This is a genomic window from Synechococcus sp. WH 5701 (assembly GCF_000153045.1).
Lineage (GTDB): Bacteria > Cyanobacteriota > Cyanobacteriia > PCC-6307 > Cyanobiaceae > Regnicoccus_A > Regnicoccus_A antarcticus.
The window spans coordinates 1,317,158-1,336,431 of the sequence record NZ_CH724159.1; the positions used below are offsets into that span (position 1 = coordinate 1,317,158).

The 19,274-nt window shown below is 68.0% G+C and carries 20 protein-coding genes; 9 read left to right on the forward strand and 11 right to left on the reverse strand.

Annotated features, from left to right (window positions below):
• From secD to WH5701_RS07635, 3 genes are read left to right on the forward strand one after another with little or no spacing between them, the layout of a single operon-like run.
• Complete coding sequence (gene secD / locus WH5701_RS07625) at positions 1 to 1,515, forward strand: protein translocase subunit SecD (RefSeq protein WP_006171596.1); 1,515 nt, start codon at positions 1 to 3, stop codon at positions 1,513 to 1,515.
• 7 nt (positions 1,516 to 1,522) lie between these two features.
• Positions 1,523 to 2,554, forward strand: coding sequence for a protein translocase subunit SecF (gene secF / locus WH5701_RS07630; protein ID WP_050751400.1), 1,032 nt, complete (start codon positions 1,523 to 1,525; stop codon positions 2,552 to 2,554).
• Positions 2,554 to 2,739, forward strand: coding sequence for a hypothetical protein (locus WH5701_RS07635; protein ID WP_006171598.1), 186 nt, complete (start codon positions 2,554 to 2,556; stop codon positions 2,737 to 2,739). Before secF ends, WH5701_RS07635 begins: the two co-directional genes overlap by 1 nt.
• A 7-nt stretch (positions 2,740 to 2,746) precedes the next feature.
• On the opposite strand, the gene WH5701_RS07640 is transcribed toward WH5701_RS07635, so the two are convergent.
• The 4 genes from WH5701_RS07640 to mnmH are packed head-to-tail and all read right to left on the reverse strand — an operon-like array spanning position 2,747 to position 6,319.
• The gene (locus WH5701_RS07640) at positions 2,747 to 3,748 is read right to left on the reverse strand and encodes an AI-2E family transporter (protein ID WP_006171599.1); all 1,002 of its coding nucleotides are present in this window, start codon (positions 3,746 to 3,748) and stop codon (positions 2,747 to 2,749) included.
• Positions 3,745 to 4,818, reverse strand: coding sequence for an AI-2E family transporter (locus WH5701_RS07645; protein WP_006171600.1), 1,074 nt, complete (start codon positions 4,816 to 4,818; stop codon positions 3,745 to 3,747). The genes WH5701_RS07640 and WH5701_RS07645 overlap by 4 nt, the downstream gene beginning before the upstream one ends.
• The gene (psb28, locus tag WH5701_RS07650) at positions 4,815 to 5,216 is read right to left on the reverse strand and encodes a photosystem II reaction center protein Psb28 (protein ID WP_006171601.1); all 402 of its coding nucleotides are present in this window, start codon (positions 5,214 to 5,216) and stop codon (positions 4,815 to 4,817) included. Before psb28 ends, WH5701_RS07645 begins: the two co-directional genes overlap by 4 nt.
• 47 nt (positions 5,217 to 5,263) lie before the next feature.
• Positions 5,264 to 6,319, reverse strand: coding sequence for a tRNA 2-selenouridine(34) synthase MnmH (gene mnmH / locus WH5701_RS07655; RefSeq protein ID WP_006171602.1), 1,056 nt, complete (start codon positions 6,317 to 6,319; stop codon positions 5,264 to 5,266).
• A 72-nt stretch (positions 6,320 to 6,391) separates the two neighbouring features.
• On the opposite strand from mnmH, the gene WH5701_RS07660 reads away from it, so the two are divergent.
• Both WH5701_RS07660 and WH5701_RS07665 read left to right on the forward strand, forming a co-directional pair.
• Entirely contained in the window at positions 6,392 to 7,117 is a 726-nt protein-coding gene (locus tag WH5701_RS07660; protein WP_006171603.1) for a GUN4 domain-containing protein, read from the forward strand.
• Between the two features lie 42 nt (positions 7,118 to 7,159).
• Positions 7,160 to 7,582, forward strand: coding sequence for an ATP-binding protein (locus WH5701_RS07665; RefSeq protein ID WP_006171604.1), 423 nt, complete (start codon positions 7,160 to 7,162; stop codon positions 7,580 to 7,582).
• A gap of 36 nt (positions 7,583 to 7,618) precedes the next feature.
• Here WH5701_RS07665 and WH5701_RS07670 read toward each other — a convergent pair whose 3' ends face one another.
• Positions 7,619 to 7,939 (reverse strand): DUF6439 family protein, encoded by a 321-nt coding sequence (locus WH5701_RS07670; RefSeq protein WP_037979782.1) that lies wholly within the window; start codon positions 7,937 to 7,939, stop codon positions 7,619 to 7,621.
• A gap of 15 nt (positions 7,940 to 7,954) precedes the next feature.
• Between WH5701_RS07670 and WH5701_RS07675 the strand changes: the two genes are divergently transcribed.
• Positions 7,955 to 8,305: a hypothetical protein gene (locus tag WH5701_RS07675; RefSeq protein ID WP_232201805.1), complete on the forward strand. Its 351-nt coding sequence runs from the start codon at positions 7,955 to 7,957 to the stop codon at positions 8,303 to 8,305.
• Here the strand turns inward: WH5701_RS07675 and WH5701_RS16785 are convergent.
• From WH5701_RS16785 to glnA, 3 genes are all read right to left on the reverse strand, one after another.
• Entirely contained in the window at positions 8,302 to 8,640 is a 339-nt protein-coding gene (locus tag WH5701_RS16785) for a copper-binding protein (RefSeq protein WP_071934232.1), read from the reverse strand. The two genes, WH5701_RS07675 and WH5701_RS16785, sit on opposite strands and share 4 nt — an antisense overlap.
• Positions 8,641 to 8,731: 91 nt before the next feature.
• Positions 8,732 to 9,793 carry a class I SAM-dependent methyltransferase gene (locus tag WH5701_RS07685; protein ID WP_006171608.1) on the reverse strand — a complete coding sequence of 354 codons (1,062 nt, stop codon included), beginning with the start codon at positions 9,791 to 9,793 and terminating at the stop codon, positions 8,732 to 8,734.
• A gap of 68 nt (positions 9,794 to 9,861) precedes the next feature.
• The gene (glnA, locus tag WH5701_RS07690; protein WP_006171609.1) at positions 9,862 to 11,283 is read right to left on the reverse strand and encodes a type I glutamate--ammonia ligase; all 1,422 of its coding nucleotides are present in this window, start codon (positions 11,281 to 11,283) and stop codon (positions 9,862 to 9,864) included.
• 251 nt (positions 11,284 to 11,534) lie between these two features.
• Here glnA and WH5701_RS07695 point away from each other — a divergent pair, with 251 nt between their 5' ends.
• Positions 11,535 to 12,053 carry an allophycocyanin subunit beta gene (locus tag WH5701_RS07695; RefSeq protein WP_006171610.1) on the forward strand — a complete coding sequence of 173 codons (519 nt, stop codon included), beginning with the start codon at positions 11,535 to 11,537 and terminating at the stop codon, positions 12,051 to 12,053.
• Positions 12,054 to 12,156: 103 nt separating this feature from the next.
• The gene (locus WH5701_RS07700) at positions 12,157 to 13,320 is read left to right on the forward strand and encodes an alanine--glyoxylate aminotransferase family protein (protein WP_198005183.1); all 1,164 of its coding nucleotides are present in this window, start codon (positions 12,157 to 12,159) and stop codon (positions 13,318 to 13,320) included.
• Here WH5701_RS07700 and WH5701_RS07705 read toward each other — a convergent pair.
• Positions 13,290 to 13,799 (reverse strand): nucleoside deaminase, encoded by a 510-nt coding sequence (locus WH5701_RS07705; RefSeq protein ID WP_006171612.1) that lies wholly within the window; start codon positions 13,797 to 13,799, stop codon positions 13,290 to 13,292. The genes WH5701_RS07700 and WH5701_RS07705 overlap by 31 nt on opposite strands.
• An 86-nt stretch (positions 13,800 to 13,885) precedes the next feature.
• Here WH5701_RS07705 and WH5701_RS07710 point away from each other — a divergent pair, with 86 nt between their 5' ends.
• Complete coding sequence (locus WH5701_RS07710; protein WP_006171613.1) at positions 13,886 to 15,340, forward strand: aminotransferase class V-fold PLP-dependent enzyme; 1,455 nt, start codon at positions 13,886 to 13,888, stop codon at positions 15,338 to 15,340.
• A 202-nt stretch (positions 15,341 to 15,542) separates the two neighbouring features.
• On the opposite strand, the gene WH5701_RS07715 is transcribed toward WH5701_RS07710, so the two are convergent.
• Entirely contained in the window at positions 15,543 to 17,135 is a 1,593-nt protein-coding gene (locus WH5701_RS07715; protein ID WP_006171614.1) for a GTP-binding protein, read from the reverse strand.
• Positions 17,135 to 19,234 carry a transglycosylase domain-containing protein gene (locus tag WH5701_RS07720; protein ID WP_156776692.1) on the reverse strand — a complete coding sequence of 700 codons (2,100 nt, stop codon included), beginning with the start codon at positions 19,232 to 19,234 and terminating at the stop codon, positions 17,135 to 17,137. The genes WH5701_RS07715 and WH5701_RS07720 overlap by 1 nt, the downstream gene beginning before the upstream one ends.
• Positions 19,235 to 19,274 lie beyond the last annotated feature (40 nt).

Consider the following 19,274-nt stretch of genomic DNA (forward strand, 5'->3'; position numbering starts at 1 on the left):
ATGGCACGCCAGCAGGGGCTATTCGCCCTGATCCTGGCCCTGGCGATCGCCGCCGGAGCCGTTCTCTTCAGTTTCCCCCTGCAGCTAGGGCTCGATCTGCGGGGCGGCAGCCAGCTCACCCTTCAGGTGCTGCCGGCCGGTGCCATCAAAACAGTGAAGCGGGAGCAGCTCGAAGCCGTCAAAGAGGTGCTCGACCGCCGAGTCAACGGCCTGGGCGTGGCCGAATCCACCCTCCAGACCATCGGTGACGACCAACTGGTTCTGCAGCTGCCTGGCGAGCAGGACCCCACCCGGGCTGCCAAGGTGTTCGGCACCACCGCCCTGCTGGAATTCCGTGCCCAGAAGCCCGGCACCGAGCGGGAGATGCAGGGGCTTCTGCGGCTCAAGCGCCAGGCCCAGTCGGTTCTTGACCTCAGCCGGCGGCGTACCCCTGCGGATCCGGCTCAGCCTTCAGCGCCAGGAGAACCCCCTGCCCAGACTCCGAGCTTTCCAGCCGAGGACCTAGCCCAGGCCCTGCGCGAGCTCGGGGTGTCTGTGCCGGCAGGAGCTGGTGAAACCGAACAGATTGAGGCCCTGCTTGATGAAGTGAACAAGCGGGTGGTGGCCCTCTATGAACCGGCGGCCCTCACCGGCAAAGACCTCGTCACGGCTGGCCGCCAGCAGCAACAGACCGGCACCGGCTGGGATGTGACCCTCAACTTCAACCGCCAGGGAGGTGAGGCCTTCGCCAAGCTCACCCAGTCGATCGCCGGCAGCAACCGGCTGCTGGGCATCGTGCTGGATGGCCGCTCGATCAGCGAAGCCTCCGTGAGCCAGGAGTTCGCCGCGGCCGGAATCACCGGAGGCGCCGCCAGCATCACCGGCAACTTCAGCGCCGAAGAGGCCCGCGATCTTGAGGTGCAGCTGAGGGGCGGCTCCCTGCCCCTGCCCGTGAAGATCATTGAGGTGCGCACCGTCGGCCCGCTGCTCGGAGCCGAGAACATCCGCACCAGTCTGGTGGCCGCCCTCGCGGGCCTGGCCCTGGTGGCGGTGTTCATGGTGGTGATCTATCGGCTGCCCGGAGCGGTGGCCGTGGTGGCTCTGAGTCTGTATGCCCTCTTCAACCTGGCCACCTATGCCCTGATTCCCGTCACCCTCACCCTGCCGGGGATTGCCGGCTTCATCCTCTCGATCGGCATGGCGGTGGACGCCAACGTGCTGATCTTCGAGCGGGTGAAGGAGGAGCTGCGCTCGGGCAACACCCTGATCCGCTCGATCGACAGTGGCTTTTCCCTGGCCTTCTCCTCGATCCTGGATGGCCACGTCACCGGGCTGATCAGCTGCATCGCCCTTTTTGCCCTCGGAACGGGCCTGGTCAAGGGCTTTGCCGTGACCCTCGGCATCGGCCTGCTGCTCAGCCTGTTCACCGCCCTGTCCTGCACCCGCGTACTCCTGCGCCTGATGATGAGCTACCCGACCCTGCGGCGCCCCGGTTACTTCCTGCCCAGCCGTCAGCTGCCCTCGCCAGCCGCCTGAGCAACCCATGACCCCCTCCCCATCTGAATCGGCAGCGTTGCCGCCGATTCAGTACTTCCGCATCACCCGCCACAGGCATATCGCCTGGTGGGGCTCGGCTGTGGCCTGTCTGATCAGCCTGATCGGCATCGCCCTGTGCTGGCTCAACCCCGCCATCGGCGCCCCGCTCAAGCCCGGCCTCGACTTCACCGGTGGCACCCGCATCCAGTTGGAGCGGGCCTGCGACCCCAACTGCTCAGCGATCACCGTGCCCCAGGTGGCCGAGCAACTCGACGGCCTGAAGCTGCCCGATGAGGGTGGTGCGGCTGCGCCAGGCCTGCGGGGCGCACCGGTGCAGGTGCTGGATCAGGGGCGCTCGATCGAGCTGCGCCTGCCGAGCCTCAGCGCCGAGCAGGGCAACGCTGTGATCAGCCAGCTGGCCGGCAGCCTGGGGCCGTTCAAGGACGGCGGAACCTCGGTGGACACCATCGGCCCCACCCTCGGCGCCCAGCTGCTGCGCAGCAGCCTCCTGTCCCTGCTGGTGAGCTTCGCAGCCATCGCCCTCTACATCACCCTTCGCTACGACAGGGTCTTCGCCTTCCTGGCGATCCTCTGTCTGGCCCACGACGTGCTGATCACCACCGGGCTGTTCGCCTGGCTCGGGCTGCTGCTGGGGATTGAAGTGGATTCCCTCTTCGCCGTGGCGCTCATCACCGTGGCCGGGTATTCCGTCAACGACACCGTGGTGGTGTTCGACCGGATCCGCGAACAGAAAACAAGCCTGGGGGCCTTCCCCTTCAGTGATCAGGTGGATGTGGCCGTCGATGCCACCCTGACCCGCTCTCTCTACACCTCACTCACCACGCTGCTGCCCCTGCTGGGGATCCTGTTCTTCGGCGGCAGCAGTCTGTTCTGGTTCTCCGTGGCGCTCACCGCCGGCATCAGTGTCGGCAGCTGGTCGAGCATCGGCGTGGCCCCCACCCTGCTGCCTCTGCTCAGCGGCAAGGGCTTCGTGGAATCACCTCAAGAGGATGGGTCGGCCCCTGCCGGCGTGGCTTGATGCGGCGCTTCCCGCCGTTCATCCCGGTACTGCTGGCTCTGTTGGCGCTGGGGGATCTGATGACGGAACTGCGGCTGCTGGCCGACCACTTCACCTGGTCGTCACTGGTTTCGGCCACCCAGCAGCACCCCCTGGCCGTGGTGGTGCTGCTGCTCACCCCCAGCCTGATCAAGCACTACCGCTGATCAGGAGTCAGGTCCAACGGTCCATCACCTGTTCCACCAGCACCCGCTGGAAGACCACCTGCAACACCACCACCAGCGGCAGGGCGAGCAGCACCCCCGGCAGCCCCAGCAGGGCACCGAGGCTCAGCTGGGCCATCAGGGCCACGGTGGGCAGCAGGTTGACCGTGCGGCTGAGCAGAAGCGGGGTGAGCACGAAAGCTTCGGCGTTCTGCAGCATCAGGCGCAGCACCAGCACCTGCGCCACCTTGGCCGGGGAGATCAGCAGGGCCACCGCCAGAGGCAGGGCCGTGGCCACCGTCGGGCCGATCGTGGGTACGAAGGTGAGCAGACCGCAGACCAGTCCACTCAGCAGGGCCAGAGGCACCTTCAGCAGCGCCAGGCCCGCCCAGGTGAGCAGGAACACCGTCACCGCCGAAATGGTCATCCCCGCCAGCCAGCCGCCGAGAGCCTCGCGTGCCTCCCGCAACAGCGACTGCATCGACGGGCGCCAGAACTGGGGGGTGGCCGCCAGCACCAGCCGCTGGTGAGGCCTTGGATCCAGGGCCAGCAGGATCGCCAGCAGCACCATCAGCAGGATCTGAATGGTGGAACTGGCGGCGCCCCCCGCCACCCCCAGCAGCTGGGTTCCCAGGGGCTGAAGCTTGTCCCAGGTGGCCAGCTCCAGCAACCGCTCCTCGAAGCTGCGAAAAGCCATCGAGCCGCCGGCCAGATCGCCGAGCCGTTGCAACAGCACCGGCAACAGCTGGGTGAATTGATTGGCCTGCTGCAACACCTCTGGCAGCAACAGCACCGACACCTTCCAGCCCACCAGCACCAGGGCCACGATCACCAGGGCCACGGCGCTGGGCCGGTTCAGGGGCAGCCGTCGGCGCAGCAGACTCACCGGCACATCCAGCGCCACGGCCAGAACCACGGCCCCGAAGAGCACCAGCAGCACCCAGCGCAGTTCCCACACCAGCAGGGCCAGCAGCACAAGGGAGAGGGTCCCCAGCAGGGCGCGGCCGTTCATGGAGACAATCGCTGGCGCTTCCAGGGATCAAGGATGTCGTGGATGAGCACCTCACGCACGATCACCTGGACGCAAACCGCCATCGGCAGGGCCAGCAAAAGGCCCAGCGGACCGAAAATCACGGTGAACAGGAACTGGGCGGTGAGGGTGAGACCGGGCAGCAGCCGAAGCTTGGCGTGCATCACCGACGGGGTGATCACGTAGCTCTCCAGATGCTGCACCACCACGTAGAGCCCCAGAACAGCCAGGGCTTTCCAGGGGGCGTCGAGCAGAGCCACCGACATCGGAAAGATGGTGCTCAGGGTGGGACCCACATTGGGAATCACGTTGAGCAGGCCTGCCAGCAGGGCGTTGGCCACCACCAGCTTCACCCCCAGCAACGACAGGCCCACGCCCGCCAACAGGGCCACGCACACCGAGCTGATCGCCACTCCCACCATCCAGTCGCTCAGGGCCGCTCCGCAGAGGTCGAGCACCTGGCGCAGGCGCCGGCGGTAGAAGGAGGGGGCCAGCAGCACCAGCACATCGCGGTAGGCGGTGGGCTGCACGGCCAGCATCAGACTCACCGCCAGGACGAACACCAGTTGCAGGGTGCCGCTGCCCAGGTTGCTCGCCAGACCCAGCAGCCGCAGGGCGCCGCCCCCCAGGCCACCGGCCAGCACATCCGGGCTGGGACCACTGGCCGGCCAGAGCTGCTGAAGCCACTCCAGCGATCCGTCATGGCGGCCATAGAGCACCCGGCTCACGTTGGCCAGCACCCGGCGGGCCAGAGCGATCAGCACATCCGCCGCATCGGGCAGCTTGGCCAGCAGCTCGGCGAACTGCTCCACGAAGGGAGGGATCAGAACCACACCGCCCACCACCACCACCAGGGCCACGGCCCCCAGGCTGATGGTCAGGGCGAGGGGCCTGGAGCAGCCCAGCCGCCCGCGCACCACCCCCACCAGGGTGCAGATCGCCATGGCCAGCACCACGGCAGCGAAGAGCTGCAGCAGTAATCCCCGCAGGCTCCAGAGAAGGGCAACGGCGGCGATGATCGCCGCCAGGCCAAGCCATTGGCCGAATTTCAAGCGCCTTCGGGCTCGCCCTCAGCGGCCGGGTCGGGGCTGGCTCCATCGGCCTCGGAGTCCCCATCCTTTTCTGCGAAACCGAGGCCATGGCCGGCGGCGTAGCGCTCGGCGAAACGCATGAACCGGTCGAAATCCGCTTCCGTCTTCCAGGTGTACGTGGCCTCGAGGGCGCTGGGTTTGCCGTTCACGAATCTGGCCTTCACCTCCCGGGTCACCAATTCACCCTCTTCGTCGAGCAGGAACATCCCGGTGATGTCGCCCATGGCTTCAGGAGCGAGCGCCTGGGGTTGCTCGAACACAAAGAGGGCCTGGCCAGTTCGTCCATCGCGGGAGCGGGTCAGACGGATATCGGGAATCACGGGCTCGTCCACCCCGCGGAAGAACTGAATGGCCGTCATCGGGGAGGGGCAAAGTTCGATCCTAAGCAGACCCTCTGATCGCGCCTTCACAGTTCACATGAGCTTGATCCTCCACGGCTCAGGAGCAAAGTGGCGGAGCGCCCCTCGTCCCAGTCATGGAGGTCGAGGGAGCGATGGGCGGAGCCGGGCTCCGGTCGCTTGCGCTGACGCTCCAGCTCGTGGTCGTAACAGCGGTCGTAGTAGTCGAGCATCCTGCGGCAGGCCTCGCTCCAGTCGCGTCGCTCGATCGCCGCCAGTGCCTCCTGGGTGCGGACCGGTCCCAGCCGCCGCGCGATCCTCCGGGTGGCCTCCGCCAGGTCATCGGGCTCCTGAACCCCATAGACCGCCACCAGCCGGCGCAGCCGTTCACCCAGGGGCCTGCGGATCTCCAGCACCGGAGCACCCTGCATCTGCCGCCAGAGCCCTGCCGGGATGCGGCATCGCCCCACCTGGGCACTTTCAGCCTCAAGCCAGATCGCACCGGCCCCAGCGCAGGCGGCAAGGGCCGCCGCCAGGCGGTTCTCGTAGTGCTCGTTGCTGGGCTGAGGCGGCAGCCCGAGGCCACCGAAGCTGCTGCCGCGGTGGTGGGCCAGTCCCTCGAGATCGACCACCGCCACCCCGCGGCGGGCCAGCTCCAGCAGCAGGTCGGTCTTGCCGGTGCCGGTGCGCCCGCCCAGCAGCCTCAGGGGCCAGGGGCGCTCGAAGCTGGCCAGCACCCAGCGGCGGTAAGCCTTGTACCCCCCCTCCAGCAGCTGCACCGGCAGCCCCAGGGTTTCGGCCAGCCAGCCGATGCTGGCGGAGCGCATGCCGCCACGCCAGCAATGGATGCGCAGGGGCCCACCGCCGGCGGTTTGATGGTGCGCGAGCAGACCATCGCCGAGGGCCGCCAGCTTCGGGCCCACCAGCGCCAGCCCCGTTTGAACCGCCTGCTGGGAGCCCCGCTGCTTGTAGGTCAGTCCCACCTCGGCCCGCTCAAGGTCGCTGAACAGGGGCAGGTTGAGAGCTCCGGGAATGTGCCCCTGGGCGAACTCCGCCGGGCTGCGCACATCCAGCAGTGCTCCTTCGCCCGCCAGGAAGGCGTCGATCGCCAGCCACGACGCCATCGCGCCCCACCTCCACGGACCTTGCCTGACATAGTGGGCCCACGCCGGCCCGGCTCAGGCCCGCCGAACTTCATGCTTTCCGGTCCACCCGCTTCCGCCACGGCCAGCGCCGAACAGCTGCTCGAGCGTTTCAGCTCCAGCTCCCCGCGCCAGCGGCGGAGCCTGCTCCCCCAGATCGAGGCCCGCTCCCAGGAGCTGCGTCCTTTGTTGCTCGATGCCCTCAGCCGCCACGATCCCGACAGCGACGACTGGATCGCCGGCCTCTGGGTTCAGATGCTTCTGGCCGAGAACGACAGCCTCAGGGAGGCCTTGCTCGAGGGCCATCCAGGAGGATGGCTGAACGTTGCCAGTGCCGATGGCATCGCCTACGCCCCCCTGCAGGAGGCCCTGGCCGAGGGCTCGTTCGAGCTGGCGGATCGCATCACCAGCGAGGTGCTCCGACAACTGGCCGGAGCTGAAGCGGTCCGGCGCGGCTACGTCTATTACAGCGAGGTGGCTCCCATGCCCAGCCTCGATCTCACCAGCCTCGATCGGCTCTGGGTCTCCTACTCCCGTGGCCGCTTCGGGTTTTCCGTCCAGGGGCGGCTGCTGAGAGCCTGCAACGGCCGCTGGGACCAGCTCTGGCCCAGGTTGGGCTGGAAGAGCGAGGGCACCTGGACCCGTTACCCCAGTGCGTTCCAGTGGAACCTGGAGGCACCGGAGGGACACATGCCGCTGATCAACCAGTTGCGCGGGGTGCGCCTGATGGATGCCTTGCTCAATCACCCGGCTGTGCAACAACGAATCAGCACCGGCTGAGCCTGGGGAGGCCCGGAGCGTTAGGGTCAAATTGAGCCGTGAATGGTGTGGATGCTTCGGCGCCTGATCAGTCCGCTGAGGTGGACCGACTTCATCACTCCCTCCACGCTTCAGTTAGCCCCCCTGCTGGAACTGCTGCTGGAGCCGATGGCCACGGCGGCCAACCTGGCGGAGTTGCAGCTCGGCCTGCAGGAGGCCTTGGTGAATGCGGTGCGGCACGGCAACGGCGGCGACCCACGCAAATGCCTGCGCATCCGCCGCATCCTCACCCCCAACTGGGTGATCTGGCAGATCCAGGACGAGGGCTGCGGGGTACCGGTCTGTGCTCGCTCCAGCGTCCTGCCCGAGCGCAGCGATGCCTGCTGCGGCCGGGGCTTCTTCCTGATTCACCACTGCTTCGATGACGTGCGCTGGAGCGAGCGGGGCAACCGCCTTCAGCTGGCGGCCCAACGGCACCGGGCCTGAGCCGGCTGGCCTGGCCTCCGAGGATTGAAGACTGGTTCAGTGGCCGTGGCTGGGGCAGCCGGGATCGCGCAGATCGCCTTTCAACCAGGCCAGACCGTGCTCCAGCAGTTCGATCGCCCGCTCCTGGGCGTCACCCTCGAGGCGCTGGGGGGGGCTGTCCTCCGCAAGCAGATGGACCAGGGCCGCCGCCACCTGCTCGGCCGCGCGCCTGGGTTTGTGACCTTTCTGGGCATGCCAGTCGCGTCCATCGATGGCCAGGAGCCGCTGCAGCTCCTCCGCCAGCTCACGGCTGGTGGCCGGCCAGGTCTGGGGAGATCCACTCCGCGTGGCGGCAGCGGGCGCTGAGGAAAGCGGCACTGGACGGGAGACATCGTGGGGATCCATCCTGACGCGATGGCCAACCCTTCGCGGCGTCGACCGCGGCGCCGATCCTCCCGTTCGCTCAACCGGCCGCCCAGCCGGGGCTCCGGTTGGCTGCATGGACTATCAACCCTGCTCACCGTGGCGAGCCAGGGAGAGAGGCTGGCGGCCCAGGAGCGCTCCAGCCCTGCGGAACTCTCCAGCTCAGGGAGGCGGTTGAGCCAGCGACTCGAGCTGGGTCAGCGACTGCTGGATCCCCTGCCGGCTCCCTTGCGGGGCGGCCGTTGGCAGGACCAGGTGCTCTGGCAGGCCCTGCGCTGGGGCGGGGCCGGGCTGATCCTGGCCTGGTGGCTGCTGCGCTAGGCGGCCAGCACCAGCTCGGAGACCTCCTCGATCACGTCGACCAGATAGGGACTGCCCTCGGCGAAAAGGCCACCACTGGCGAAGAGGACTTCCTTGGTGGGAGCCGGCAGCGGGTGCTGCAACTGGCTGCTCCGCCAGGAGTGGTACAACGAGCGGCGGCGGCGGTCTTCCTGGAGCACGAGCCTGTCGGCACCCGAACGCGGACTCTCACCCGCCAGCAGGGGGGTGCGCAGGCGAATGCCAAAACCGTGGGCTTCGATCTGGACATGTCCTTCCATCAGAACCGTCTGAAAGGACCAGCCTTGTAACCAGCGCAGATGAAAGGGATTGGACATCAGGCGAAACACCCAAGAACAACGAAAACCTATTCACATTCGGCAAAACCTGCTGGGATCTGGCGATCGATGTGCTGCTGCGCTGACGCCCTCAGGCCAAAGGCTTGGTGGCGGACCAGACCCGGGTCATGAAATGGGACTGGGCGCTGATCCCAGCGAAGCCGGCCTGAACCAGGCGCGCTTCGATGTCATCGGCGATGTAATCGCGGTAATAGGGCTCGTGGAAGGCCCGGCGGAAGTTCTCCAGTACCGCGGAGAACTCGGGGGAATCAGCCAGCTGGATTGAATCGGCCAGCACCAGCACACCGCCTGGCTCGATCACCCGGAAGCACTCCTGCAGAACGTTCTGGCGGGCTTCGGCGGGGAGCTCATGGAAGAGGAACACACAGCTCACCGCCTGGAAGGTGGCATCAGCGAAGGGCAGCGACTCGGCATTTCCCTGCACCAGCTGGGGCAGCTCCCCCGGCAACTGGCTGAGGCAACGGTTGGCTTCACGCAGGTACGACGCCGAGAGGTCAAGGCCCACCAGCTGGATCTCCCCAAGGCCACCGCGCAGTTGACGCAGAGTGCGGCCGGTACCGGTGGCCACATCCAGAAGGCGCAGCTGGCCGGGGGAGCGCTGGGCGAAGGCCCGCAGCCCCCGCCTGAGGGGGGCGATCAGGCGACGGCGCATCGCATCGGCGCTGCCGTTGAAGAGGATTTCGACCTGAAGGTCGTAGAGCGCCGCGGAATGGTCGCTCAGATAGCCATCGGTCTGGTGATGGAAATTCTGCAGGTAATAGGAGGGGTAGTCCTCGGGGCGCACATCCCGGGGCAGATCCCTCACCTTGCGCTGGGTGCGGCGGTTCCACTGACGGGGGGTGTCCAGCCAGACCAGGGGATAGCGGGCCGCCCAGTCGAGCCAGGGGGCATCGAAAAGGAGGGAGGGGGGATAAAGGCCGCTCTCAGCGTCCTGCCAGTCGGTCTCCAGCAACCGGTCCATGGAGGCCTTGAGGGCCAGGCTCATCTGCGCGGGCACCGGCACCGTCTGGGGAGCGCCCTGGGGATCGACCAGGCGCATCAGCCGTCCGCCCAGCTCCTTGTGGGCCAGACCCATGATCGTCTTGCCCTGCTGCAGGGCCTGGTAGGCGAACTTGCTGACGGTGTCGGGCATGGGGTGCCGGTGGAGAGGCGGCGCGCAAGGCCCTCCATTTCAGCTGATCCGCCTGGCAGCCGCGAGGCTCAGCCGTCGTAATAGAGGCTGAACTCGTAGGGATGGGGCCGTTGCCGCAGCTGCTGCAACTCCTCGGATTTAAGGGCGATCCAGTTGCTGATGAAGTCTTCGCTGAACACCTCCCCGGCCAGCAGATACTCGTGGTCGGCCTCGAGGGCGGCCAGCACGCCCTCGAGGGAGGAGGGCAACGTGGCGATCTGCTCCAGATCTTCAGGGGGCAACTCGAACAGGTCAAGGTCCATCCCGTCGCCCGGGTCGATCTGCTGACGGATGCCATCCAGCCCAGCCAGGAGCATGGCGGAGAACGCCAGATAGGGATTGGCCATGGCATCGCCGCTGCGGAACTCCAGGCGCTTGGCACGGGGGTTTTCACCGCTGAGGGGAATGCGCACGGCAGCGGAGCGGTTGCCCTGGGAATAGACCAGATTCACTGGTGCCTCGAAGCCCGGCACCAGGCGTTTGTAGCTGTTGGTGGTGGGATTGGTGAAGGCCAGGAAGCTGGGGGCATGCCGCAGCAGTCCCCCGATGTACCAGCGGGCCGTCTGGGAGAGATCCGCGTAGGTGCCCAGTCCGAAGAACAGCGGTTGACCGTCCCTCCAGAGGCTCTGGTGCACGTGCATGCCGCTGCCGTTGTCGGCGAACACCGGCTTGGGCATGAAGGTGGCTGAGCGCCCGTACTTGCGGGCCACATTGCGCACCACGTACTTGTAGATCATCACGTTGTCGGCCGCGCTGATCAGCTCGGCGAACCTGATGCCCAGCTCCTGCTGGCCAGAGGCCGCCACTTCGTGGTGATGCTTCTCGATCGGCACCCCCAGCTGACCCATGGTCAGCAACATCTCGCTGCGGATGTCCTGGAAGGTGTCGCTTGGGGGGACGGGGGAATAGCCCTCCTTCGCGTTCATCTTGTAGGCCAGATTGCCGCCCTCCTCCAGTCGGCCGCTGTTCCAGGGGGCTTCTATCGAATCGACGCTGTAGAAACTGCCTCCCTCGCTGGAGCCGTAGCGCACGTCTTCGAACAGGAAGAACTCCAGCTCAGGTCCGAAGTAGGCCGTGTCGGCCAGGCCCGTGCCGGCCAGATGAGCCAGGGCCCGCTGGGCCAGCGACCGGGGGCAACGCCCATAGGCCTCGCCGCTGCGGGGCTCCTGAATCGAGCAGATCAGGCTGAGGGTCTTGTGGCGAAGAAAGGGATCAATCCAGGCGGTGGCCGGATCGGGCACCATCACCATGTCCGATTCATTGATCGCCTTCCAGCCCCTGATCGAGGAGCCATCAAAGGCCAGGCCGCTCTGAAACGACTCCTCATTCAGCAGGTCCGTGCAGACGGTGAGGTGCTGCCATTGGCCATGGAGATCGGCGAATTTGAGGTCAATCAGCTCAATGCCCTCGTCCCTGATCCGACGAAGAAGGTCCTGGGCTGGGTTGGCCATGGGGGAAGAGAAAGGCGGAAGGGAGGAAGGAAGGCCGGTGGCAGCCGCAGGCAGCCGCGGGATCGATGCTTGGAGAGGTCCCGCTGGCCTTTGGTGCCCGTTGTAACCCTCGCCCAGGGCCGGGCCATGGGGGTGCCGCTGGCCAGGCCTGCGTAACCGTTTCTGTCAGAATGGCCAGATCCCATGGCTGGACAGGGATCTTGCCAATCTTGGGTGCTAGCTTCCGCACCAGGTGAGACGATCTCAACGTCATGCGCGATGCCATCACCGGTCTGATCGGCCGGTATGACCAGCTGGGGCGCTATCTCGATCGGGACGCGATCGATCGGATCGCCACCTACCACTCCCAGACTGAAGTACGGCTGGCAGCGGTGGAACTGATCAACCGGGAAGCGGCAGAGATCGTCCGGGATGCCAGCCGTCGGCTGTTCGAGCAGGATCCGGAACTTCTCCTCCCCGGCGGTAATGCCTACACCACCCGACGGCTGGCCGCCTGCCTGCGGGACATGGATTATTTCCTGCGCTACGCCAGTTATGCGCTGGTGGCGGACGACCCCACCATCCTCAACGAGCGCGTTCTCAACGGCCTCGACGACACCTACAAGAGCCTGGGGGTCCCCACCGGTCCCACAGTGCGCAGCATCGTGCTGTTGGGAGAAGTGCTGGCGGAGCGGCTTTCGGAAGCGGGGCTGGAGCCTGGGACTCTGATCAGCGCTCCGTTCGAGCACATGGCCCGCGGTCTGGGCGACACCAATGTCAGGGCACGCTGAGGCCTTTTGGCTCACTGCTTAGGCTGACGTTCATCGATCCTTAGTTGCGCTGCAGGCCTTGGTCACCCTGTCTTCCTCCCCCTCCACCGCCGCGGCGGGCACCGTGAGCGATCGTCATCGCCTCCGGCTGGGGCCGATCGCCACCCCGGACCGGCTGCTGCTCGGTCCAGGCCCGTCGAACGCCCACCCCACGGTCCTGAAGGCCCTCAGCCGCACCCCGATCGGCCACCTCGATCCGCTCTACATCGAGCTGATGGGAGAGGTGCAGGATCTGCTGCGCTACGCCTGGCAGACCGAGAACCGTCTCACCATTCCCATGAGCGGCACCGGCAGTGCCGCCATGGAGGCGACCCTGGCCAACACCGTCGAGCCTGGCGACAAGGTGCTGGTGGCGGTGAAGGGCTACTTCGGCCTGCGCCTCGTCGACATGGCCGGGCGCTACCGGGCTGAGGTGGCCACGATCGAGCGGCCCTGGGGAGAGGCCTTCACCCTCGAAGAGATCGAGCAGGCCCTGGCCAGTCACCGTCCAGCGATCCTGGCGATGGTTCACGCGGAAACCTCCACCGGTGTCTGCCAGCCGATGGAAGGAATCGGCGAGCTTTGCCGCCGCTACGACTGCCTGCTGCTGCTCGACACGGTCACGTCCCTCGGGGCCGTGCCCCTGCACCTCGACGCCTGGGGTGTCGACCTGGCCTACAGCTGCAGCCAGAAAGGCTTGAGCTGTCCTCCGGGCCTCGGCCCCTTCACCATGGGGGAGCGGGCTGAGGCCAAGTTGGCAGCCCGCAGCAGCAAGGTACCCAACTGGTATCTGGATGTCTCACTGCTCAACCAGTACTGGGGCAGCAACCGTGTTTATCACCACACTGCCCCGGTGAACATGAACTTCGGCATGCGCGAAGCCCTGCGGCTGCTTGCCGAAGAGGGCCTGGAGAACGCCTGGAGCCGACACCGCAGCAATGCCGAGCGCCTCTGGACGGGCCTGGAGCGCCTTGGCCTCGAGCTGCACGTGCCGGAGCATCTGCGCCTGCCCACCCTCACCACGGTGCGCATTCCCGAGGGCATCGATGGCAAAGCCTTCTCGCTTCACCTGCTCAACACCCACGGCATCGAAGTGGGCGGTGGCCTCGGCGCCCTCGCCGGCAAGGTCTGGCGGATCGGCCTGATGGGCTACAACAGCCAGCCGGAGAACGTCGATCTGCTGCTCAACCTGCTGGAGACGGAACTTCCCGCCTTCCGTCAGTCGCCGCCCGTTGCCGCGGTCGCCTGAGCTCTGCGCCGGCGTCTGAACCAGCTCTCCAGCAGCTCTCTGGCCTCCAGCTCCCGCACACCGCCCATCACCTCCATGTGGTGGTGGGAGCTGGGGTCCGCCGCCAGGTTGAGGCAGCCGCCCAGGGCACCACGCTTGGCATCTCCGGCGGCGAACACCACCCGGCCCATGCGGGCCTGGATCAGGGCACCAGCACACATCGGACAGGGCTCCAGGGTCACCAGCAGGCTGCAGGCGTTGAAGCGCCAGTCGTGAATGAGGCGTGCGGCCTGGCTGAGCGCCACCAGTTCGGCATGGCCCAGGGGATCCTGATGAGTCTGACGACGGTTCGTTCCCCAGCCCAGGGCACGGCCAGCTCCATCGAGAACGATGGCCGCCACAGGGATCTCTCCGGCCTCGCCCGCCCGCTGGGCCATCCGCAGCAACCGCTCCATCCAGAACTGCTGGCTGCTGAGCGGCAGAGGGGCAGGAGGGCGCATGGGCGTAGGCGTTGGCGTTGGCAGTGAGGGCAGCGGCGCTCAGAACCCGAGACTGACAGCCCGGACTGCTCCCGTTACAAGGGACAATGGTTGCCCCGACCGCCTTGCCCTTGGCCGTCACGCCACACCAGGAGCGGGCGCTCGATCCCCTGCCCTTCGCCTCACCGGGCGTCTTCGACGCGGATCTGGAGGCCTTTCTTGCGGACGCCAGCCATCAGCTCTGCCGATGGCTGGGCTCGGCCGTGAGCCGTCCCCCCCTGCCGGGCCTGAGCCTGCTGCCAGCCGTGGAGCCGGAAACCTCTGGGCTGGGCGCCGAGAGGCTGCTCGCGGATCTGCACCTGGTGATGGAGGGGGCCTACAACCCGAACCATCCAGGCGCCCTGGCCCACCTCGATCCCCCGCCCCTGAGCGCCTCGCTGGTGGGGGACCTGATCTGTGCGGGGTTGAACAACAACCTGCTGGCCGAGGAGCTCTCCCCCTCGCTCAGCCGACTGGAGCGGAGCCTGTGCGGCTGGCTGGCCCGGCGGCTGGGCCTTGGGGAGCGCTCCGGCGGGGTGCCCGCCAGCGGCGGCAGCCTCAGCAATCTGATGGCCCTGGTCGCGGCCCGGGAGAGTCGCGGGCTGCGCGGCGTCCCCGAGGCCGTGGTGCTCTGCGGCCTCGACAGCCACACCTCGCTGGAGAAGGCCGCGATGGTGATGGGTCTTCCGGCCGCAGCCCTGCACCGCCTGCCCCTCGATGGCGACGGCCGCCTCGAGCCGGCGCTGGTGGCTGAGTACCTGGAGTCCCTCAGCGCCGCTGGCGTCCCGGTGATCGCCCTGGTGGCCACCGCCGGCACCACCGTGCGCGGGGCCGTGGATCCCCTGGTGGAACTCGCGTCCCTCTGCCGCCGCCACGGGGTCTGGCTGCACATCGATGCGGCGATCGGTGGGGTGCTCGGCCTGTCTGAGCGCCACCGCCAGCGGGTCGACGGCCTGGGGCAGGCGGATTCGATCACGATCAACCCCCAGAAACTGCTGGGGATCACCAAGACCTCCTCACTCCTGCTGCTGGCTGATCCCTCCGCCCTCGAGCGAAGCTTCGCCACGGGTCTGCCCTACATGGAGCTCAGCCGCGAAGGGGGCCATGGAGGCGAGTGTGGCCTGCAGGGCAGCCGCAGCGCCGAGATTCTGAAGCTGTGGCTTGGCTTGCGCCAGCTGGGCCTCAATGGCATCGAGGCCGTGATCGAAAAGGCGATTCAGCGGCGGCGGAGCCTGCAGCACCTGTTGCATGGGGCCCAAGACGCCTGCGAGCTCACCCTGCTCAGCGGCCCCCTGCACCTGCTGGCCTTCCGTCCCAGTCAGCTGGATGCGGCTGGCTGCGAGCAGTGGTCACAGCACTGCCGCCAGCGGCTGCTGGAGCACGACCTGATGCTCTCCCGGCCCCGTTACCAGGGGAAACATCACCTCAAGGCGGTGCTGGGCAATCCCCACACCCAGGGGGAGCATCTGCAGCGGCTCGCCGCGGTGGTCCTCCAGTCGCTGCGGCCCGGGGAGCTGATCTGAAACGCGAGCCGCGGCCAACCGGCAGGATGCCAGCCGGAGTAAGCAGCCTTCAGGGGTGACAAGCCATCGTGAACCCACAACAGCCATGAGCGATCTGCGGCCATGAGCCAGGAGCAGCCCAAGAGCAACCTCCGCGGACGCTGGGTGGCGATCATCACCGGCGCCCTTTCGATTTTGATCGGGGTTCTCTATCTCGGCCTGATCACGGTGCTCGACGCCCGGGGCCCCCTCCAGCCCCCTCCCCCCGAGGCCCTGGGCGTGGTGGCAGCTGCCGGTCCCGCCGGCGCTGCAGCGGCTCCACCACCCGGCGCAGGGCCACCTCCAGAAAACCGCTCAACGCCCCCTCCCGCCGGTTGAGGTCGTACTGACGGCGCACCACCTCCTGCAGTCCGCCATCGCCCCAGTCCTGGCCCTGCTCGAAGTAGGTGAGGAAGCTGAGGCCGGCAATCCGCGTCAACCACGCGGCACTCACCCCCTGCACCGCCTTGCTGACCAGCAGCGCCGGCACGTTCAGGCTCAGGGCCGCCGTGATCAGCCCCAGCCCCCCCTTGATCACCCCAAGGCCCGCCAGGGTGCGGCCCACGGAGAGCGCCAGGTCCTGTCCCGCCTCCCGCGTCAGCATCACCCCGTAGACACGGCCCAGCTCCACCACCATCTGGGCGTTCACCGCCGCCGTACCGAGCAGATCCACCACCGGCAGGGGGTTCACCACCAGCACCCCGGCACCGATCCACATGTAGCGATCCACAATGACCTCCCCGTCCTGGCGCCGCTGGCGCGAGAGCAGGGCACGGCTGGCGTCACTGAGGCGCTGGCTCTGCAGCAGGATGTTGTCCGCGATCAGCTCTTCGCCGTCCTGGTGGAGCACCTCCGAGAGACGGCGCAGCAGGGCCTCAACTTCCGGACCAGGCTGAAGCGGTCGACCACCAGGCCTGGGGATCGACTGGGGCGCCGCTGCGGCGGGGATCACGTCCTCGGTGGCGATTCTGCCGGCACAGCGCTGGCGCAGCAGGGCCAGAAGCCGCCGCTCCTCCTCCTCGCCACGCAGGTCGCACTTGTTCAGCACCAGCACCAGGCGCTTGCCCAGACTGGCTAAGGCCTCGAACACCTGGAACTCCGCGGCGCGCAGATCGCCATCCACCACGAGCACCAGCAGATCGGCCCGGGCCGCCTGCGCGCGGGCCTCCCGCTCCCGCTCCTGGCCGTCGCGACCCGATTCGAGAATGCCCGGTGTATCCACCAGTTGCAGCCCCCGCTGCAAGCCCTTCAGGCGTAACCGGTAGGTGTGGCAGGTGGTGGTGGAGCCCATCGCGGCCCCCACCTCCCCCACCACCTGCTGGAGCAGGGCGCGGATCAGAGAGGTCTTGCCGGCGGAGCCACTGCCGAACACCACCAGCACCAGATCGCCGCGGGAGAGTTCCGCCTCCACCCGGTCGCGCTCCTGGCGCAGGGCTTCGCGGGCCACCGCATCGCGTACCCGCTCCAGCACCGGATCAATGGCACGCAGCTGCTGACCGGCCGCCTCCTGGCGGCTGCTGGGGGCGGGGAGGGGTTGGGTGCCGGGGCCAGGGACATTCCTGGGATTGCGCCAGGCCCGCAGCCAGGGCCAGGCCAGGCGCAGGAGAAGCACAGCGCCGCCGCCCAGCACCAGCAGCAGCAGCGGGCCCACCAGGGCCGGTGGCAGCAGGTAGCTGAGCTGCCACACCAGGTTGTTGAAGGCCTGCAGCAGCAGCGACAGCGCCACGATCACAGCCACCGCCGCCGCCGCCCAGATCCAGAGCCGCAGGCGAGGCATCAGGGCTTCGCCGCGGGGGCGCCACGGCTCGGGGTGGCCTGACGCATGATGTCGCCCCAGAGACCGGCGGCCAGGGCGCTGCTGCTGCGGGTGGGGCTGTTGTCGTCGTTGCCCAGCCAGATGCCCATCACCCAGTGACGACTGGGCTCGGAGCCGATGAACAGGAGATCCCTGGCCCCGTTGGTGGTACCGGTCTTGCCTCCTTCCTGTCCGCCGAGGTACGCCGCCCGGCCTGTGCCGGAGCGCACCACGGCCTGGAGCAGCCCCTGCATGCTGCGGGCCACCTCGGGCTTGAGCACGCTGCGGCCGGCCTGGATGGCCCGGTTCGGCTGATCGCCCTGGTTGCGCAGCTGGCGGCAGCGCTCGCTCTCGAGGCCCGCGCAGGTTTCGGCGTCAGTGAGGCGGCGGATGGTGCTGGGGGCATGCCAGACCCCGCCGTTGGCCACGGCGGCGTAGGCGGCGGTGAGCTCGATCAGCCGCACCTCGCTCTGGCCAAGAGTCAGGCCGGGCACCGGGCTGAGGCTGGAGCTGATGCCCAGATCCTGGGCCTGCTGCACCACCGCTTCCAGCCCCACCCGCCGAGCCAGGCGCAGGGCGGCGGTGTTGCTGCTGGCGGCGAAGGCCTGGCGCAGGCTGAGGCTGCCGCCGCAGCCACTGGAGAAGGACTGGCCGCGCCAGCTCAGGGGACTGCAGCTGATGGCGTCGCCGGGCTTGGCGCCCCGCTGCAGGGCCGCCAGATAGGTGAAGAGCTTGAAGGTGCTGCCGGGCTGCCGCAGGGCCTGGCTGGCCCGGTTGAACTGACTGGTGCGGTAGTCACGCCCGCCGGCAATGGCGATCACCCCACCGTTGCGGCTGTCCAGCAGCACCACGGCCCCCTCGCTCACCCCAAGCGCGGCGGAAGCGGCCAGGCGACGGCGCAGCTCCCGCTCCACCACCGCCTGCACCGGCGGATCAAGGTGGGTCTCCACCAGGAAATTCCCCTCAGCCGCCACATCCGCCCCCAGCAGCCGCTCCAGGTCAAGACGCACCTGGTCGGTGTAGTAGGGCGCAGGTCGCCGGCTGCCGCTGCGGCAGGCCTGGCTCCCCAGCTGAATGGGGCTGCGGCGGGAGCGGCGGGCCTGGTCGGCGCTGAGGCGGCCACTGTCGGCCATCTTCAGCAGCACCACGTTCCGGGCCTCGAGGGCCGCCTGGGGATTGACGCAGGGATCATGGCCGTTGGGAGAGGGCAGCAGACCCACCAACAGGGCTGCCTCCTCCAGGCTGAGCTGGGCCGCCGGCTTGGCGAAGAAATGGCGGGCGGCGTCTTCGAAGCCCCAACCCACCCCCAGATACACCCGGTTCAGGTAGCTCAGCAGCAGGTCGCCCTTGCTGAAACGGGCCTCGAGTTGCAGGGCCACCATCAGCTCCCGCCACTTGCGGATCAGCGTTTCCCCCTGGCCCACCTGCTCTGGGTAGAGGCTGCGGGCCAGTTGCTGGGTCAGGGTGCTGCCCCCCTCCAGCACCCGGCCACCGAGCAGGTTGGTGGCCAGGGCCCGGGCGGTGCCGATCGGATCCACGCCGGGGTGCCACCAGAAGCGGCTGTCTTCACTGGCAAGGAGGGCATCCACCAGGGCCGGCGGGAAATCGGAGAGGGAATCGTTTTCGCGATGTTCGCTCGATTCGACGGAACTGAGAGGCCGGTTCAAGCGGTCGTAGAGGGCGAGGGGACCTCGCACCGGCGCCAGGCTGCCCCTCACCGGGGTCCACAGGAAGGCCAGAGCCAGCAGCAGCAGCCCCCCCGAACCCACGCCCGCCAGAACCAGGGTGAGACCGCGGGCGAGCCGAAGTCCCCGGGGCATCGGCTTGCGCTCAAACACCAGCTCCGGCAACCCCGGCTGCTCGGGGGGGCCGAAGCGCACCACATCGCCATCCCGCAGCAGCAGCTCCCGGATCCGCTGGCCCCGCCAGAACAGCCCGTTGGTGGAGCCGCTGTCACGGATCAGCCACTGGTGGCCCACCGCTTCGAGTCGGGCGTGCTGCTTGCTGACAGCAGGGTGGTCGAGGCTCAGCTCCAGACCAGGATCTCGGCCAAGACGGACCAGGCGGCCGTGGAGCGCCATCCGGCGGGGGGGCTGGCCGCCGAGATGGATCTCGACCTGA

Bases quoted from the DNA above. Each gene is read 5' to 3' on its own strand.
- secD (WP_006171596.1), top strand. From the start codon at position 1: ATGGCACGCCAGCAGGGGCTATTCGCCCTGATCCTGGCCCTGGCGATC.
- secF (WP_050751400.1), top strand. From the start codon at position 1,523: ATGACCCCCTCCCCATCTGAATCGGCAGCGTTGCCGCCGATTCAGTAC.
- WH5701_RS07635 (WP_006171598.1), top strand. From the start codon at position 2,554: ATGCGGCGCTTCCCGCCGTTCATCCCGGTACTGCTGGCTCTGTTGGCG.
- WH5701_RS07640 (WP_006171599.1), bottom strand. From the start codon at position 3,748: ATGAACGGCCGCGCCCTGCTGGGGACCCTCTCCCTTGTGCTGCTGGCC.
- psb28 (WP_006171601.1), bottom strand. From the start codon at position 5,216: ATGACGGCCATTCAGTTCTTCCGCGGGGTGGACGAGCCCGTGATTCCC.
- mnmH (WP_006171602.1), bottom strand. From the start codon at position 6,319: ATGGCGTCGTGGCTGGCGATCGACGCCTTCCTGGCGGGCGAAGGAGCA.
- WH5701_RS07660 (WP_006171603.1), top strand. From the start codon at position 6,392: ATGCTTTCCGGTCCACCCGCTTCCGCCACGGCCAGCGCCGAACAGCTG.
- WH5701_RS07665 (WP_006171604.1), top strand. From the start codon at position 7,160: ATGGTGTGGATGCTTCGGCGCCTGATCAGTCCGCTGAGGTGGACCGAC.
- WH5701_RS16785 (WP_071934232.1), bottom strand. From the start codon at position 8,640: ATGTCCAATCCCTTTCATCTGCGCTGGTTACAAGGCTGGTCCTTTCAG.
- WH5701_RS07685 (WP_006171608.1), bottom strand. From the start codon at position 9,793: ATGCCCGACACCGTCAGCAAGTTCGCCTACCAGGCCCTGCAGCAGGGC.
- glnA (WP_006171609.1), bottom strand. From the start codon at position 11,283: ATGGCCAACCCAGCCCAGGACCTTCTTCGTCGGATCAGGGACGAGGGC.
- WH5701_RS07695 (WP_006171610.1), top strand. From the start codon at position 11,535: ATGCGCGATGCCATCACCGGTCTGATCGGCCGGTATGACCAGCTGGGG.
- WH5701_RS07705 (WP_006171612.1), bottom strand. From the start codon at position 13,799: ATGCGCCCTCCTGCCCCTCTGCCGCTCAGCAGCCAGCAGTTCTGGATG.
- WH5701_RS07710 (WP_006171613.1), top strand. From the start codon at position 13,886: ATGGTTGCCCCGACCGCCTTGCCCTTGGCCGTCACGCCACACCAGGAG.
- WH5701_RS07715 (WP_006171614.1), bottom strand. From the start codon at position 17,135: ATGCCTCGCCTGCGGCTCTGGATCTGGGCGGCGGCGGCGGTGGCTGTG.
- WH5701_RS07720 (WP_156776692.1), bottom strand. From the start codon at position 19,234: ATGGCGCTCCACGGCCGCCTGGTCCGTCTTGGCCGAGATCCTGGTCTG.